Origin of the sequence: Streptomyces cinereoruber, from assembly GCF_009299385.1 — a bacterium.
GTDB classification, from domain to species: domain Bacteria; phylum Actinomycetota; class Actinomycetes; order Streptomycetales; family Streptomycetaceae; genus Streptomyces; species Streptomyces bikiniensis.
In genome coordinates this window covers 1,300,450-1,318,575 of sequence record NZ_CP023693.1, presented here as the reverse complement: position 1 = coordinate 1,318,575, position 18,126 = coordinate 1,300,450, and the positions used below count along the sequence as shown (strand labels likewise).

Annotated in this window: 4 protein-coding genes; 2 read left to right on the top strand and 2 right to left on the bottom strand. The window is 75.2% G+C overall.

Going from position 1 to position 18,126, the window contains the following annotated elements; all coding sequences use genetic code 11:
- Positions 1–52: 52 nt before the first annotated feature.
- Entirely contained in the window at positions 53–3,352 is a 3,300-nt protein-coding gene (locus CP977_RS05660; RefSeq protein ID WP_229991804.1) for a type I polyketide synthase, read from the bottom strand.
- Positions 3,349–15,312: a type I polyketide synthase gene (locus tag CP977_RS05655; protein ID WP_152369722.1), complete on the bottom strand. Its 11,964-nt coding sequence runs from the start codon at positions 15,310–15,312 to the stop codon at positions 3,349–3,351. Before CP977_RS05655 ends, CP977_RS05660 begins: the two co-directional genes overlap by 4 nt.
- A 389-nt stretch (positions 15,313–15,701) precedes the next feature.
- Here CP977_RS05655 and CP977_RS05650 point away from each other — a divergent pair, with 389 nt between their 5' ends.
- Together CP977_RS05650 and CP977_RS05645 are read left to right on the top strand one after the other, a co-directional pair.
- The gene (locus CP977_RS05650) at positions 15,702–16,976 is read left to right on the top strand and encodes an eCIS core domain-containing protein (RefSeq protein ID WP_152369721.1); all 1,275 of its coding nucleotides are present in this window, start codon (positions 15,702–15,704) and stop codon (positions 16,974–16,976) included.
- 84 nt (positions 16,977–17,060) lie between these two features.
- Positions 17,061–18,095: a 3-oxoacyl-ACP synthase III family protein gene (locus CP977_RS05645; RefSeq protein WP_109186596.1), complete on the top strand. Its 1,035-nt coding sequence runs from the start codon at positions 17,061–17,063 to the stop codon at positions 18,093–18,095.
- Positions 18,096–18,126: the final 31 nt, after the last annotated feature.

Sequence of the window (18,126 nt, the reverse complement as noted above, 5' to 3'; positions counted from 1 at the left end):
ACGGTGCCGCCGCCTGAGGCGGCGGCACCGTAAACGGGGTATAGCCCCGATTCTACCCCGCCTCCCCGCCGATCATCCTGCTCAGCCGAGCCGCCAGCTCCCCGGGCGTCGGGTGGTCGAACGCGAGCGTCGCCGCCAGCTCCAGACCCGTCGCGTCGGCCAGCAGGTTCCGCAGTTCGAGACCGGTGAACGAGGTGAATCCGGCCTCCAGGAACGTGGCGTCCGGAGCGATCCCGGCGGCGGAGTCGTGCCCGAGCACGGACGCCGCCGAGGACAGCACGAGCTCCAGGAGCTCCGCCTCCCGCTCCTCGGGCGCGAGTCGGGCGAGATCCCGGCGCGGGACGGGCCCTCCGGGGGCACCGGCGAGAGCGGAGTCGCCGTCCCGCGCCGGGACCGCGAGGACCGCCGGGTCCCCGGCCGGTCGTACGGCCGGGGCGTGCAGCCAGTAGGGGCGCCGCTGGAAGGCGTACGGGGGGAGGGGCGCCCGTCCGCCCGCCGGGACGAGCCCGGCCCAGTCCACCGGGCGTCCGTGCGCCCAGGCCAGGCCGAGCGCCGAGAACAGCGTCCGCGGCTCGGGGCGGTCGCCGCGCAGCGCCGGGACCAGGACCGGCGGTTCCTTGCGCAGGCTCTGCGCGGTCAGCGCCGCGAGGACGCCGTCCGGGCCGAGCTCCACGTACAGCCGGACGCCCTCGTCCTCCAGGTGCCGGACGCCCGGGTGGAAGCGGACCGCCTCGCGGACGTGTCGCACCCAGTGGTCGGGGTCGGCCAGTTCCCCGGCGCTCGCCGGCCGGCCGGTCAGGTTGGAGACCAGGGGGATCACCGGCGGCGCGAAGGACAGCTTCGCCACGGCCCGGCGGAACTCCTCCAGGATGCCGTCCATGTGGTGCGAGTGGAAAGCGTGGCTCACCCGCAGCCGCTTGGTCTTGCGGCCCCGCGCCCGCCAGTGCGCCGCGGCCTCGGCGGCCGCGTCGGCGTCGCCCGAGACGACCACCGACCGGGGCCCGTTGACCGCCGCGATCGACAGCCGGCCCGCGAAGCCCCGCGCGCCCCCGGCGCCTTCTCCGCCTTCCCCGGCTTCCGTGCCTTCCCCGCTTTCCGCGTACTCCGTCAGGAAGGCCTCGACCTCCTCGGCGGAGGTCTGCAGCGACACCATCGCGCCGTCGCCGCGCGCCGACTCCATGAGCCGCCCGCGCACGGCCACGAGCGCCACCCCGTCCTCCAGGGTCAGCACGCCCGCCGCGTACGCGGCGGCCAGCTCGCCCACCGAGTGCCCGATGACGAAGTCCGGTACGAGACCGTGGTGTCCGAGCACCCGGAACAGCGCCGTCTCCAGCGCGAACAGGGCGGCCTGCGCGTACCGCGTACGGTCGAGCAGCGCGGCTTCGGGAGTGCGGGGCGCCGCGAACACGACGTCGCGCAGGGGCCGTTCCAGGTGCCGGTCGAAGAGCCCGCACACCTCGTCGAAGGCGGCGGCGAACACCGGGTGGGACCCGTACAGTTCGCGGCCCATGCCGAGGCGCTGGCTGCCCTGCCCGGTGAAGAGGAACGCGGTGCCCGCGCGGCGCTCGGTCCTGCCCCGGACGACGGCCGGGGACCGGGCGCCGGACGCCAGGTCCTCCAGGCCGCGCAGCAGGGCCTCGCGGTCCTCGCCGAGCACGACGGCCCGGTCCTCCAGGGCGGGCCGTGCGGCCAGGGCCCGCGCCACCTCGGCGTCGGTCGCCCCGGGGTGCTCCGCCAGATGGCCGAGCAGCCGCCGTGCCTGCGCGGCCGGAGCTTCCGGGCCCCGCCCGGACAGCGGCCAGGCGACCAGCGGGAGCCCGGTATCCGCCCCGGTCCCGGTGTTCGTTTTGGTCCCGGCATCCGCCTCGGGCCCGGCGCCCGCCCCCGGCGCCCCGTCGGCCGGCTCCTCCGGAGCCTCCTCCAGGATCAGGTGCGCGTTGGTGCCGCTGATCCCGAAGGAGGAGACCCCGGCCCGGCGCGGCCGGCCCTCCTCGGCCGGCCAGGGGCGGGGCGCGGTCAGCAGCCGGACCGTGCCGTCCGACCAGTCCACGTGGGGGGTCGGCTCGTCCGCGTGCAGCGTGCGGGGCAGCACGCCGTTGCGCAGGGCCATCACCATCTTGATGACGCCGCCCACGCCGGCCGCGGCCTGGGTGTGGCCGATGTTCGACTTGAGCGCGCCCAGCCACAACGGCCGGTCGTCCGCCCGCTCCCGCCCGTACGCGTTGATCAGGGCCTGGGCCTCGATCGGGTCGCCGAGCGTGGTGCCGGTGCCGTGCGCCTCGACGGCGTCGACGTCGGCGGGGGCCAGCCGGGCGTTGTCGAGGGCCTGCCGGATCACCGCCTCCTGGGCGGGCCCGTTGGGGGCGGTGAGCCCGTTGCTCGCGCCGTCCTGGTTGACGGCGCTGCCACGGATGACGGCGAGGACCTCGTGCCCGTTGCGGCGGGCGTCGGACAGCCGCTCCAGGACGACCAGGGCCGAGCCCTCCCCGAAGCCGGTGCCGTCGGCGCCGGCCGCGAAGGACTTGCAGCGGCCGTCGGCGGACAGACCCCGCTGCCGGCTGAACTCGGTGAACAGGCCGGGCGTCGACAGCACCGTCGCGCCGCCCGCCAGGGCGAGCGAGCACTCGCCCTGGCGCAGCGCCTGGACGGCCAGGTGGACGGCGACCAGGGAGGAGGAGCAGGCGGTGTCGACGGTGACGGACGGGCCCTCGAAACCGAAGGTGTACGAGATGCGGCCGGTGGCGACCGACGGCGCGGTGCCGTTGCCGATGAAGCCCTCCACCTCCGGCGGGATGACGGGGAGCCGTGCCGCGTAGTCGCTGTACATCAGGCCCGCGAAGACCGCCGTCCGGCTGCCCCGCAGCTCGCGCGGGTCGAGCCCGGCCTGCTCCAGCGCCTCCCACGCGGTCTCCAGGAGCTGCCGGTGCTGCGGGTCGGTGGCCAGCGCCTCGCGCGGGCCGAGTCCGAAGAAGCCCGCGTCGAACTCGGCGGCGTCCGGCAGGAAACCGCCACTGCGGGTGTACGAGGTGCCCGACCGGTCCGGGTCGGCGTCGTACAGCGCGTCGAGGTCCCAGCCGCGGTCCTCCGGGAACCCGCCGATGGCGTCGGTGCCGGAGTCCACGACCCGCCAGAGGTCCTCGGGGCCGCGCACGCCGCCGGGGTAGCGGCAGCCGATGCCGACCACGGCGATCGGCTCCCGGGCCGCGGACTCCGCCTCGCCGAGCTTCTGCCGCGTCCTGTGCAGCTCGGCGGTCATCCACTTGAGGTACTCGACCAGACGTTCCTCCTGGGAGGCGGGTTCGGCGGTGGAGCCCGTCCCGGTGGTGCTCTCCGTCGTCGGCGTCGTCGTCACTTCGACCGGTCCTTCCTGCCGAATTCGCTGTCGATGAGGTCGAGGAGGTCGCTCGCCGAGGCGGACTCGATCCGGCCGGCCACGTCCTCGGGGCCCGCAGCCGGGGAGCCCGCCGGGGTCGCCGGGGCCTCCAGGCCGTCGAGCAGGTCCCGCAGCCGCCTGACGACCTCCGCACGGGTGTCGGTGTCGGTCTCCAGGGTCAGGGCGAGCGCCTTCTCCAGGGCGTCGAGCCCGGCGAGCGGACCGGCGCCGGCGGCCGGGGCCGTGTTCGTGTCGGGAGCGCCCGCCGCCCGCACCGCGGCCTCCTCGGCCCGGCCGCGCAGCAGCGTGGCCAGCGCGGCCGGCGACGGGTGGTCGAAGACCACGGTCGCCGGCAGGCGCAGCCCGGTGGCGGCGTTCAACCGGTTGCGGAACTCCACCGCCGTCAGGGAGTCGAAGCCGAGCTCCTTGAACGAGTGCTCGTCGTCGATGAGACCGGTGTCGCTGTGGCCGAGGACGAGCGCGGCCGTCTCCCGCACCAGGTCGAGGACCAGGCGCTCCCGGTCCTTCTCCGGCACCTGGCCGAGGCGCTCGGCCAGGGAGCCCGAGGGGGTCGCGGCGGCCCGGCGCGCGGGCGCCGGCGCGAGTCCGCCGAACAGCGGCGGCAGCAGCCCGGCCCCGGCGCGGCGCCGGAGTTCGGCGCGGTCCAGGCGCGCGGCGACGACGGCGGCCGGCGCTCCGGCCAGGGCGCGGTCGAGGAGGGCGAGCCCGTCCTCGGCCGTCAGGGGCACGACGCCGTCGCGGCCGAGCCGGTCGCGTTCCCGCCCGTCGAGGTGCCCGGTCAGCGCGCTGCCGTCGGCCCAGAGTCCCCAGGCCAGGGAGAGCGCGGGCAGGCCGAGGGCCCGGCGGCGTACGGCCAGGCCGTCCAGCAGGGCGTTGGCGGCGGCGTAGTTGCCCTGTCCCGCGTTGCCCACCACGCCGGCGAGCGAGGAGAACAGGACGAACGCGGCGAGCGGCAGCTCGCGGGTGAGGTCGTGCAGGTGCAGGGCCGCGTCGGCCTTGGCGGAGAGCACCGTGTCGAGCCGCTCCGGGGTGAGCGACCGGACGACGCCGTCGTCCAGGACGCCCGCCGCGTGCACGATCGCCGTGAGCGGGCGGTCCGCGGGGATCCCGGCGAGCAGCGCGGCCAGTGCGTCGCGGTCGCCCGCGTCGCAGGCCTCGATCCGGACCTCCGCGCCCAGCGCGGTGAGTTCGGCGGCGAGTTCCGCGGCGCCCGGGGCGGAGGGTCCCCGCCGGCCGGTGAGCAGCAGGTGCCGGACGCCGTGGCCGGTGACGAGCCGGCGGGCGAGGAGCCCGCCGAGGGTGCCGGTGCCACCGGTGACCAGGACGGTGCCGTCCGGATCCCACGGCCGGGCCCCGGCCCCGGTCCCGGCGTCGGCTCCGGTGCCTGGCCCCGGCGCGTCCGGCAGGGCGGTGAGCCGGGGCGCGTACCAGGTGCCCTCGCGCAGCGCGAGTTCGCTCTCGGCGGGTCCGGCGTCCGCGGCCAGGGCGCGCAGCGAGGCGTCCGTGCCGTCGTGGTCCACCAGCGCGATCCGGTCCGGGTTCTCGCTCCGTGCCGTGCGCAGCAGCCCCCACGCGGCGGCGGCCACCGGATCGACGGTGTCGCCGTCCCGTACCGCGACCGCGCCGCGCGCGGCCACCAGGAGGCGTCCGGCGGTGAGGAGTTCGTCGGACTGCCAGTCGCGCAGCAGCGCGAGCAGCGGGTCGAGCACGGCCCGGACATCGGCACCCGTCGGGAGGGCGCCGGCCGCGCCCGGGGGCTCCTCGGTCGCCGGAAGGACGGCGAGGACGGTGTCCGGCAGGCGCAGCGAGCCGTCGGCGACGGCCGCGCGGAGCTCGGCCGAGCCGGCGAACACGGGCGCGTCGCCGAGCGCAGCGGCGAACGCGGCGCCGTGCTCTCCGACCACCGCCCACGTGCCCTCGGCCGGGGCGGTCCGACCGGCGGCCGTCCAGTCGACCGCGTACAGCGGCAGGTCCGCCGCGCCCCGCGAGCGCAGCGCGGCCAGCTCGGCGGCCGGCAGCGGACGCAGGGCCAGCGTCTCGACCCCGGCGACGGGCGCGCCCTCCGCGTCGGTGAGCCGCAGGGCGACCGAGGTCTCACCGGTCCTGGTCAGCCGCACCCGCAGCGCCTTCGCGCCGGTGCGGTGCAGCCGTACGCCGCCGAAGGAGAAGGGCAGCAGGATCTCCCCGGATCCCCCGGATCCCCCGGAGCCGTCCGGGCCGGCCGGCGCGAGGGCCAGCGGGTGCAGGGCGGCGTCGAGGAGCGCCGGGTGGACGGAGTGACCGGCGGTGTCGGTGTCCTCGGGCAGCGACACCTCGGCGTAGAGGTCGTCGCCGTCGCGCCAGAGCGCGGTGAGGCCCTGGAACAGCGGCCCGTACGCGTAGCCGCGGGCGAGCAGTTCGCCGTACGCGTCGCCGAGCTCGACCGGCTTCCCGGCCGGCGGCCAGACCGCGTGCCCGGCGGAGGCCCGGTCGGCCGGGGCTGAGGCGGAGGCCGCGCCGAGCAGGCCGGTCGCGTGCCGGATCCACTCCGCGTCGTCACCCGTCCTGGAGTGGACGCCCAGCGGCCGGCGGCCCGCCTCGTCCGGCGCGCCGACCGTCACCTGGAGCACCGTCGCGCCCTGCTCTGAGAGGACCAGCGGGGCCTCCAGGGTGAGGTCCTCGACGCCGTCCGCACCGGTGCGGTCCGCCGCGTGCAGCGCCAGGTCCAGGAGACCGGTGCCCGGCAGCAGCGCCGTGCCCTCCACCGCGTGCTCGGCGAGCCAGGGGTGGGTGCGCGGGGAGACGCGGCCGGTGAACACGACCTGGCCGGAGTCGGCGAGCGGGACGCTCGCGCCGAGCAGCGGGTGCCCGGCCGTGTCCAGACCGAGGCCGTCCGCGTCGACGGCCCCGCCGGTGGCCTCCAGCCAGTAGCGCTGCCGCTGGAACGGGTACGTGGGCGGCCCCGCCGGGTCCGCGGGCGGCATCGGGGGCCGCCACGCCGCGGGCGAGGTGCCGGTGACGTGCGCCTCGGCCAGCGAGGTGCCGAAGCGGTCGAGGCCCCCTTGGTCACGGCGGAGCGTGCCGAGCGCGGCGGCGGCGGCGCCCGCCTCCTCCGCGGTGTCCTGGATCGCGGGGACGAGCACGGGGTGCGCGCTGGCCTCGACGAAGGTGGTGTGTCCGGCGGCGAGCAGCCCGCGCACGGTCTCCTCGAAGAGCACCGGCTCGCGCAGGTTGCGCACCCAGTAGTCGACGGTGAGCTCGGTGCCCGCGAGCGGGCCGCGCGTGACCGTGGACCAGAACGGCACGTCCGTGGCGCGCGGTTCGATCCCGGCGAGCAGTTCGCGCAGCTCGTCGCGGAGCGCGTCGACGTGCGGGGAGTGCGAGGCGTAGTCGACGGGGACCGTCCTGGCCCGGACGCCCTCGCCGGTGAACGTCTCCTTGAGCGTCTCCAGGGCCTGCGGGGCGCCCGAGACGACGGTGAGCGCGGGGCCGTTGACGGCGGCGACGTACGTGTCGTCGATCAGCCTCTCCCGTACGACGCCGGCGGGCAGCTGCACCGACAGCATGCCGCCGGTGCCCGCGAGCCGGGTGATGGCGCGGCTGCGCAGCGCGGCGATCCGGGCGGCGTCGGCGAGCGTGAGGGCGCCGGCCAGGTACGCGGCGGCGATCTCGCCCTGGGAGTGGCCGATCACCGCGGCCGGCTCGACGCCGTGCCGGCGCCAGAGCCGGGCGAGCGACACCATCATCGCGAACAGCGCGGGCTGTACGACGTCGACCCGGTCGAGCGGGGCGGCGTCGGGGTCGCCCGCGAGGACCGCGGTCAGGTCCCAGTCCGTGTACGGGGCGAGCGCTTCGGCGCACTCCCGCACGTAACCGGCGAAGTCCTCGCTGTCCCGCATCAGGGCGCGTCCCATGGCGAGCCACTGGCTGCCCTGGCCGGGGAAGACGAACACGGCGCGGCCGGGCTCGTGGCCCACCGTCGTGCCGGTCACCAGACCGGGCATCTCCCTGCCCTCGGCGAGTGCGTCGAGGGCGGTGAGCAGGGACGTGCGGTCGTCGGCGGCGATGACGGCGCGGTGGTCGAAGCGGGCGCGGGTGGCGAGTGTGGCGGCGATCCGGTGTGTGGGTGTCTCGGGGTGTTCGGTGGTGTAGGTGTGGAGCCGGCGGGCCTGGTCGCGCAGGGCTTGCTCGCTCTTGGCCGACAGCAGCCAGGGCAGGTCGGGGAGTTCGGTGTCATCGGCGGCGCCGGTGCCTTCCGGGGCCTGCTCGGTGATCACATCCTCTTCCGGTGCCTGTTCGATGATCACGTGGGCGTTGGTGCCGCTGATGCCGAACGAGGAGACGCCCGCCCGGCGCGGCTCGTCGCCCGTGGTGTGCCACGTCTGTTCCTCGGTGAGCAGGCGTACGGTGCCGTCGGACCAGTCGACGTGCGTCGTCGGCCGCTCGACGTGGAGCGTCTTCGGCAGCCGGCCGTTGCGCATCGCCATGATCATCTTGATGACGCCGCCGACCCCGGCCGCCGCCATCGTGTGCCCGATGTTGGACTTCAACGAGCCGAGCCAGAGGGGGTGTTCGGCGTCGCGTTCCGTGCCGTAGGTGTTGATGAGGGCCTGGGCCTCGATCGGGTCGCCGAGGCGGGTGCCGGTGCCGTGGGCCTCGACCGCGTCGACCTGGCCGGCGGTCAGGCGCGCGTTGGCCAGGGCCTGGCGGATCACCCGCTCCTGCGAAGGGCCGTTCGGCGCGGACAGGCCGTTGCTCGCGCCGTCCTGGTTGGTGGCCGTGCCCCGCACCAGGGCGAGGACCGGGTGCCCGTTGCGGCGCGCGTCGGAGAGCCGCTCCAGGAGCAATAGACCCGCGCCCTCGCCCCAGCCGGTGCCGTCCGCCGCGTCCGAGAAGGCCTTGGCGTGGCCGTCGGGCGACAGGGCCCGCTGCCGGCTGAACTCGACGAAGCTCGTGGGACCCGCGAGGACGGTCGCGCCGCCGGCCAGGGCCAGCGAGCACTCGCCCTGCCGCAGCGACTGCGCGGCCAGGTGCAGCGCCACCAGCGACGACGAGCACGCCGTGTCCACGGAGACCGCGGGGCCCTCGAAGCCGAAGGAGTAGGCGATGCGGCCGGAGGCCACGCTCGCCGTGGTGCCGGTCGCCAGATAGCCCTCGACCGCCTCCGGCGCCCGGCCGAGCCGGGTCACGTAGTCGCCGGCGACGACGCCCGCGAACACGCCCGTGTCGCTGCCGCGCAGCGTCGTCGGGTCGATCCCGGACCGCTCCACGGCCTCCCACGCCGTCTCCAGGAGCAGCCGCTGCTGCGGGTCCATGGCCGTCGCCTCGCGCGGGTTGATCCCGAAGAAGGCCGCGTCGAAACGGTCGGCGCCGGTGAGGAACGCGCCGCGCCGCGTGTACGAGGTGCCGGACCGGGTCGGATCGGGGTCGTACAGGGCCTCCGTGTCCCAGCCGCGGTCCTCGGGGAAGCCGGTCACCGCGTCCGTGCCGGACAGCACGAGCCGCCACAGGTCCTCGGGCGAGGCGACACCGCCCGCGTAGCGGCAGGCCATCCCGACGATGGCGATCGGGTCGTCGTCGGCCGGCACCGCCGCGGCCGGCGCCGCGCGCCGGGCGGCCGGAGCCGTGGCCGGCTCGGCGTCGCCGAACAGGCCGGTGCGCAGGTGCGCCGCGAGGGCGGCCGGCGTGGGGTGGTCGAAGACCAGCGACGACGGCAGGCGCAGGCCGGTGGCCGCGTTGAGCCGGTTGCGCAGCTCGACCGCCGTCAGCGAGTCGAAGCCGACGTCCTTGAACGCCCGCTCCGGGGCGAGCGTGTCACCGGCGCCGTGCCCCAGCACCGCCGCCGCCTCGGCCCGCACGAGCGCGAGGAGCTGCCGGTCGCGTTCGGCCGCGTCGGCGCCGGCGAGCCGCTCCGCGAGCGACCCGGCACCCGCCGGGGCCGGACGCCCCGCCGCGGCGCGCCGGGTGCGCGAGCGCACCAGACCGCGCAGCAGCGGAGGCAGGGTGCCCGCCTCGGCGCGGGCCCGCAACGCGGGCACGTCGAGCCGCAGCGGGACGAGCAGCGGCTCGTCGGTGGTCAGCGCCTCGTCGAACAGCGCCAGGCCCCGCTCGGGGTCGATGGGAGCGAGCCCCGCGCCCGCGAGCCGGGCCAGGTCGCCCGCGTCGAGGGTCCCGGCCATGCCGCCGCCGTCCGCCGTCCCCTCCGCGCCCCACAGACCCCAGGCGAGCGAGACGCCCGGAAGTCCGTTGGAGCGCTGGTACGCGGCGACGCCGTCCAGGAAGGAGTTGGTGGCCGCGTAGTTGGACTGCCCGGCGTTGCCGATGATCCCGGCGAACGAGGAGAACATCACGTACGCGGCCAGGTCCAGGTCGCGTATCTCGTCCGTGATCAGCCACGCCGCGTCCTGCTTGGAGCGCGCGACCCGGTCGAGCCGCTCCGGTGTCATCGACTCGATCGTGCCGTCGTCGAGGACACCGGCCGTGTGCACCACGGCGGTCAGCGGGTGCGCCGGGTCGACCGAGGCGAACAGCCGCCGCACCGACGCCGGATCGCCCGTGTCGCAGGCGACGACGGTGGCCCGGGCGCCGATCTCCGCGAGCTCGGCGACCAGCTCGTCGGCGCCGGGGGCCCCGGGACCGCGCCGGCTCGTCAGGAGCAGGTGCCGGATGCCGTGGCGGGCGGCCAGGTGACGGGCGACGAGCCGCCCGAGGGTGCCGGTGGCGCCGGTCACGAGGACCGTGCCGTCGGTGTCCAGGGCGCGCGGCAGGGTGAGGACCACCTTGCCGGTGTGCCGGGCCTGGCCCAGGTGCCGGAAGGCGTCCCGGGCCCGCCGGACGTCCCAGGCCTCCACCGGCAGCGGGCCGAGCCGGCCCGCCTCGAACAGGGCGAGGAGTTCGGCGAGCATCTCCCGGATGCGGTCCGGGCCGGCCTCCATGAGGTCGAACGAGCGGTAGACCACGCCGGGGTGGTCCCGGGCCACCCGCTCGGGATCGCGGATGTCGGCCTTGCCCATCTCGATGAACCGGCCGCCGTGCGGCAGGAGCCGCAGCGACGCGTCGACGTACTCGCCGACGAGCGCGTCGAGGACCACGTCCACGCCGCGGCCGTCGGTGGCTGCCAGGATCTCCCGCTCGAAGTCGAGGGTGCGCGAGTTCGCGAGGTGGGCGTCGTCGAAGCCCTGGAAGCGCAGCGCGTCCCACTTGGCGGGCGAGGCCGTGCCGTAGACCTCCAGCCCCAGGGCGCGGGCGATCTGCGTCGCGGCCATGCCGACGCCGCCGGCGGCGGCGTGGATCAGCGCCGTCTGCCCGGCGCGGGCGTCGGCCAGGTCGGTCAGGGCGTACAGGGCGGTCAGGAACACCACCGGCGTCGCGGCGGCCTGGGTGAAGGACCAGCCGGCCGGCACCCGGGAGAGCAGCCGGTGGTCGGTGACCGCGACCGGCCCGGCCGCGCCCTCGGTGAACAGGCCCATCACCCGGTCGCCGGGCGCGAGGCCGACGACGCCGGGGCCGGTCTCCAGGACGTGTCCGGCGCCCTCGCTGGCGATCGGCGCCTCGCCCGGGTACTGGCCGAGGGTGATCAGGACGTCGCGGAAGTTCAGGCCCGCTGCCCGCACCCCGACCCGCACCTGACCGGGGGCGAGCGGCGCGTCGGGCGCCTCGGCGGGCAGCAGCGCCAGGTTCTCCAGGGTGCCCTCGGCCGTCGCGCCGAGCCGCCAGTTCGCGTCGCCCGCCGGCACGGGGAGGCGCCCCTCGGGCGCACTCGGCGAGAGCCGGGCGGTGAGCACGGTGCCGCGGCGCAGCGCGAGCTGCGTCTCGTCGGGCGTGTCGAGCGCCGCGCCGAGCGACCGGTACGAGGCCTCGTCCCGGTCCACGTCGACCAGCAGGAAGCGGCCCGGGTGCTCGGTCTGCGCGGAACGCACCAGCCCCCACACGGCCAGGCTCTGGTCCCGGATCGACTCGTCGTAGCGGGTGGAGACCGCGTTGCGCGTGACGACGACCATCCGCGAGTCGGCGAACCGCTCGTCGGCCAGCCAGCGCTGGATCAGCCCCAGCATCCGGTGCGGCGCCTCGCGGGCGATCGCCACCGGGTCGTACGTGCCCCGGGGCGGGCGTCCCGGCGTGAACGGCACCAGCACCTCGGCCGGCACGGGCCCGTCGGCGGCGGCCAGCTCGTCGAGGTCGGCGTACCGCACGGCGCCGTCACCGAGGGCGTCGGCGACTCCGATGACGTCGGGGCCCATCACCGCGCGGACGGGGGCGGCGTCCCCCGCACGGGCCTCGGCGGCGCCGGGAACGGGCCGCCAGTCGACCCGGTACAGGGCGTGCGAGCCGTCGCCGGAGGCGGCGGACGCGGCACCGATGTCGGCCGGACGGATCAGGAGGGCGCCGACGTCCACGACGGGACCGCCCTCGGGGTCGTCGGCGGCCAGCGTGACCGTGTCGGCGCCGGACCGGGTCAGCCGGACCCGCAGCCGGGCGGCGCCGGTCGCGTGCAGGGTGACGTCGGACCAGCTGAACGGCAGCCGCACCGTCGCCGGGTCGCCGCCCACCAGGTCGAGCAGCAGCGGGTGGAGCGCGGCGTCGAGGAGCGCGGGGTGCACCGGGTGCCCGAGGGCGTCGGCCTCCTCGGGCAGCTCGATCTCGGCGTACAGGTCGTCGCCGTCGCGCCAGGCCGCCGTGAGGCCCTGGAAGGCGGTGCCGTACGCGTAGCCCCGGGCGTGCAGTTCCTCGTAGAGACCGGTCAGGTCGGCCCGCTCGCCGGGCGGCGGCCACGGCAGGGACGCACGGTCCGCCCCCGCGCCCGGGGCGACGGAGAGGGTGCCGGAGGCGTGCCGGGTCCACGACTCGGCGTCCTCGCCCCGCGCGTGGATCGTGAACGCCCGCCGGTCGGACCCGGCCGCAGGGTCGACCACCAACTGCACCTCCACCGAACCCTTCTCGCGCAGGACGAGGGGTGCTTCGAGGGTGAGGTCCTCCAGCGTGGGCGTGTCGGTGTGGCCGGCGGCGTGGAGGGCGAGGTCCGTGAACGCGGTGCCGGGCAGGAGGGTGGTGCCGGAGATGGTGTGGTCGGCGAGCCAGGGGTGGGTGCGCGTCGAGATCCGGCCGGTGAACACCAGCTGGTCGCTGTCCGCGAGGGTGACCAGGGCGCCCAGGAACGGATGCCCGGCGGACACTAGCCCGGCGGACGTCACGTCGGTCCCGACCGCGGTCGTCCGCTCGATCCAGTAGTGCTCGTGCTGGAAGGGGTAGGTGGGCAGGCCTTCCACGGAGGGTGTCGGGGTCTGGGGTTGCCAGGTGGTGGGGGTGTGGCCGGTGGTGTGGAGGCGGGCGAGTGCGGTGGTGAGGGTGGTGGGTTCGGGGGTGTTCTTGCGCAGGGTGGGTGTGAGGAGGGCTTCGGTTCCGTCCAGGGTCTGTTGGGCGAGTGCGGTGAGGGTGGTGTCGGGGCCGAGTTCGAGGTAGCGGGTGGTGTTGTTGGTCTGGAGGTGTTGGATGCCGGGGTGGAAGCGGACGGTTCCGCGGATGTGGCGGGCCCAGTAGTGGGGGGAGCGGAGGTCGTCGTCGGTGGCGGGCAGGCCGGTGATGTTGGAGATGACGGGGATCTTCGGGGGGTGGAAGGTCAGGTCGCTGATCGCCGTGCGGAACTCCTCCAGGACCTCGTCCATGTGGGGTGAGTGGAAGGCGTGGCTGACCGTCAGGCGGGTGGTTTTGCGGCCCAGCGCCGCGAAGTGCTGCGCCACCGCCTCGGCCGCGCTCCGGGAGCCGGAGATCACCGTGGCCTCCGGCCCGTTCACGGCCGCGACGTCCAGATCGCCCTCGACACCGGCGAGGACCTCCCGCACCTCCTCCTCCGAGGCGCGCACGGCGAGCATCGCACCGTCGCCACGGGCGGCCTGCATCAGCCGGCCGCGTACCGCGACGAGGGTGACGGCGTCGGTGAGGTCCAGGACGCCGGCGGCGTGGGCGGCGGCGATTTCGCCGATGGAGTGGCCGATGAGGGCGTCGGGGGTGAGTCCTTGGGCTTCCAGGGTGCGGTGGAGTGCGGTTTGGAGGGTGAAGAGGGCTGCTTGGGTGTACTGGGTCTGGTGGAGGGTGGTGGGGTCCTGGTTCCACATGACCTGGCGCAGGGGCTGGTCGAGGTGGGGGTCGAAGAGAGCGGTGATCTCGTCGAACGCGGCGGCGAACACGGGCTCGGATTCGTACAGTTCGCGTCCCATGCCGGGGCGCTGGCTGCCCTGGCCGGTGAAGAGGAAGGCCGTCTTGCCGGTGAGTGCGGTGCCGGTGGTCAGGCCGGGGGCCTCGGAGCCCTCGGCGAGCGCGTCCAGGGCGGTGAGCAGCGCCTCGCGTCCGTCCGCCGCGTCGACGACGGCGCGGTGGTCGAAGCAAGTACGGGCCGCGAGCGCTCCCGCGATGTCCTGCGGCGGGGTGTCGGGGTGCTCGGTCGCGTACGTGTGGAGCCGGCGCGCTTGATCGCGCAGGGCTTGCTCGCTCTTCGCCGACAACAACCACGGAAGGTCGAACGGTTCGGCCCCGTCGGTGGCCGTGGGGGGTTCCTCGGGGGCCTGCTCGATCACGACGTGCGCGTTCGTCCCGCTGATGCCGAACGACGACACACCCGCACGGCGGGGCCGGCCGCTCCGCGCCGGCCACGGCTGCTCCTCGGTGAGGAGTCGTACGGTGCCGTCCGACCAGTCCACGTGGTCCGTCGGCTCGTCGGCGTGCAGGGTCCGGGGAAGCACCCCGTTCCGCATCGCCATGATCATCTTGATGACGCCGGCGACGCCCGCCGCGGCCTGCGTGTGGCCGATGTTCGACTTGATCGAGCCCAGCCACACCGGCTCGTCGCCGCCGCGGCCCTGCCCGTACGTGTTGATCAGGGCCTGGGCCTCGATCGGGTCGCCGAGGCGGGTGCCGGTGCCGTGCGCCTCGACCGCGTCGACCTGGTCCGCCGTCAGGCGCCCGTCGGCCAGGGCCTGGCGGATGACGGCCTCCTGCGAAGGGCCGTTGGGCGCGGTCAGGCCGTTGCTCGCGCCGTCCTGGTTCGCGGCCGTGCCGCGGATCACCGCGAGCACCGGGTGGCCGTTGCGGCGGGCGTCCGAGAGACGCTCCAGGACGAGCAGCGCGGAGCCCTCGCTGAAGCCGGTGCCGTCCGCGCCGGAGGCGAAGGCCTTGCAGCGGCCGTCGGCCGCGAGCCCGCGCTGTCGGCTGAACTCGGTGAGCAGCACCGGGGACGCCATGACCGTCGCGCCGCCCGCGAGGGCGAGCGAGCACTCGCCCTGCCGCAGCGACCGGGTGGCGAGGTGCAGCGCGACCAGCGAGGCCGAGCAGGCGGTGTCGATGGTGAGCGCGGGGCCTTCGAGGCCCAGGGTGTAGGCGATCCGGCCGGAGGCCACGCTCGTCGTGTTGGTGACGAGGTAGCCCTCCAGCTCGGGGCGTATCTCCTCGGGGCGCGCGTAGTCCTGGGCGATGGCACCGACGAACACGCCGGTGTCGCTGCCGCGCAGGCTGTCCGGGGAGATCCCGGAGCGCTCCAGGGCCTCCCACGCGGTCTCCAGGAGCACGCGCTGCTGCGGCTCCATCGCCTCGGCCTCGCGCGGGCTGATGCCGAAGAAGCCCGCGTCGAAGAGGCCCGCGTCGTGCAGGAAGCCACCCTTGGCCACGTACGTGGTGGCCTGGGCGTCGGACTCGGGGCCCGGCGCGTGCAGCCGGTCGAGGTCCCAGCCCCGGCCCTCGGGGAAGTCGGTGATCGCGTCGCCGCCGGCGGCGAGCAGCCGCCACAGATCCTCGGGACTGCGCACATCGGCCGGGAAGCGGCAGCCGATGCCGACGATCGCGATCGGCTCGTGCGCCGCGGCCTCGACGTCGGTCAGCCTCTGCCGGGTCTGCTGCAGGTCGGTCGTCACCCGCTTGAGGTAGTCCCGGAGTTTCGCTTCGTTGGCCATGAACCCATCCCTCGTGATGCCAGACGGTCTTGCGGGCAACGTCGCCGACGCGGCTTGCGGGCTGCTTAGCGTGACCTAAAGCCGTCGCCGAGCGGTCGCGGTCACCCCTTGACGGGCCCGGCCGGCGCGCCGGCCGGCCATGCCCCCGGACGGTCCCGCGCCGGACTCACCGCGAAGATCCACCTCGCCGCGGCAGCCGACGCCGGCCACCGGAGTACGTCCTCACACCCGGGCGGGCCGGTGACGCGCGTGTTCTCGGAGGGCCCGCCCCGGGGCGCTCGGGCAGCGACCGCTGCCCTCCCTCCTGCCCGCCGAGGCATTCCTCCGGCCTGTTCGAAGCGGTGTCGTGGAGTGGAACCCGACTGTCTCCGCGGAAAGGCGCCCTCTTCATGGCTCGCGAAGGCGACCGGTCTCCGGACTCCGAACACCGACACCAGCAGACGGCGGCGCGAGCCCCGCTCGCCCCGTCCGACGCCCTCGACATCCAACGCACCGCCGGGAACAAGGCGCTGGTTCAGCTCCTGCGCCAGGCGGGTCACCCCTGGGCCCAGGAGCAGCACCAGCACACGGCCGGCTGCGGCCACCAGCAGAACGCGCGGGCCGGACAGCCCGCCGTGCAGCGCTCCGCCGTCCACGACGTGCTGCGCACCTCCGGACGTCCCCTCGACGACGCCACCCGCACCGACATGGAATCCCGGCTCGGCGCGGACTTCTCCGACGTCCGCGTCCACGACGACTCCGCCGCCAGGGCCTCCGCCGCCGAGGTCGGCGCCCGCGCCTACACCTCCGGCAACCACGTCGTCATCGGTGAAGGCGGCGGAGACCGGCACACCCTCGCCCACGAACTCACCCACGTCATCCAGCAACGTCAGGGCCCCGTCGCAGGCACCGACAACGGAAGCGGCCTGAAGATCTCCGACCCCTCCGACCGCTACGAACGCGAAGCCGAGACCAACGCCACCCGCGTCCTGCGCTCCGCACTCCCCGAGGTCACACACGCACCCGCCGCCGAACGGGAGCAGCGGGCCGTCACCGGGGGTGCCGCGGTCCAGCGGGTGATCGGAGAGAACAACAGCACGGCCGGAGTCGCCCACGCCCAGGGAGAACACGTCTTCAACGACGTCGCGACCCTGGTCAACGAATTCCGGGAGGCCGCCAAAGCGCAAGGCGCGGCTCTCGTCGCCTGGCGCAACGGAGCCGGGCAGGTGCACGGCAGTGAGAAGCTGAAACGCATCTACGCGAAACTGGTGGCGGCGAAAACGCAATTGGACCTCCTGAGCACGGAGTTCGCCACCACGCTCGACACGCACCGGCGGCACCACCACTACGGCACGGTGAATTCGGGGCTGGGTGATGACGCCAACGCCGAGGTGTACGGCCTGTACAAGCGGCACATCCTGGCGCTGCTGAACGACTGCGGCCCGGACAGGCTCTTCCTGGAGAACGCGGCCCCGAGAAGTCTCGCCGAACTGGAGAGCGCACGCGACGCCAGCATCGTCGACATGGTCGCACTCGGGCACGTGAGAAACCGGTTCGGAGCGGCCGCCGTCAACGGCGGCTGGTACACCGCGGCCAAGGCGGACATGGACAGGGCCTTCACCGCCGTGTTCGCCGCCCTGCGCAGCATGCTGGAGATCAAGGGCATCCTCGCGGAGGGGGACTGACGTCCGAGGGCCGCCGGACAGGCCCTAAGGAGCCCTTTAGGCGGGCGTCAGCGGAGCGACAGCCGGGCGGCCGAGAGTGGCGGGATGGAAGCCTCGGAAATCCACATCCTGTCCGTGGGCACCGCCCTGCCCGGTGACCCCCTCGAGAACGCGGACCTGGCCCGGCACTTCGGCATGGACCCGATCTGGGAGGAGTGGGTCGACGCGTTCGTCGGGACCAGGGCCCGGCACCTGTCGGTGGATCTGGGGACCGGCAAGCTCCGGTCCACCCTCGCCGATCTGGCGACCGAGGCAGGCGCCCGCGCCCTGGCGGACGCCGGCCTCGGGCCCGGTGACATCGACCTGGTCGTCCTCGGCACCGCCACGCCCGACCAGCTGATGCCCGCGACGGTCAACATCGTCGCGGACCGGCTCGGGATCGACGGCGTGCCGACCTACCAGCTGCAGTCGGGCTGCGCGGGTGCCTTCCAGGCGCTCGACGTCGGCGGCCAGATGCTGCGCACGGGCGGGCACCGCACGGCCCTGGTGATCGGCGGCGAGCTGTGCTCCCGGCACTACGACCCGGGCGTCGACCTCAGGAAGCTCGACTCGGGCGAGCTGGTCAACTTCGTGCTGTTCGGCGACGGCGCCGGCGCGGCCGTGCTGACCTCGGAGCCGACCGGGGGCGCGCCGGTGATCCGCCGGGTCCTCAACCGGCTGACCGGGCGGGGCCGCGCGCCGGGCCAGATCGTGGAGTGGACCGGCGCGCTCGACCGGGCCCACGCGGACCGCGCGCACATCAAGGAGGACTACAAGGCGATCGAGGAGTCCGTCCCGGTGATGTCCCGGGAGATCGCCGAGGAACTGCTCGGCGATCTGGGCTGGACGGCCACGGACGTGGACTACCTGCTGCCGCCCCAGCTGTCGGGGCGCATGACGCGGCGGATCGTCGAGGGCCTGGACCTGCCGCTCGCGGAGGAGATCACCCGCGTGGACACCATCGCCAACACGGGCAACGCGATGCCGTTCTTCCAGCTGGAGGAGGTCCTGCCGCAGCTCGCGCCGGGCGACCGGGTCCTCGGGATCTCCGTCGAGTCCAGCAAGTGGCTGAAGGCGGGCTTCGCCCTCGAAGTGGTCTGACCGCCCCCACGCGGCCCGAACGGCCACGTCC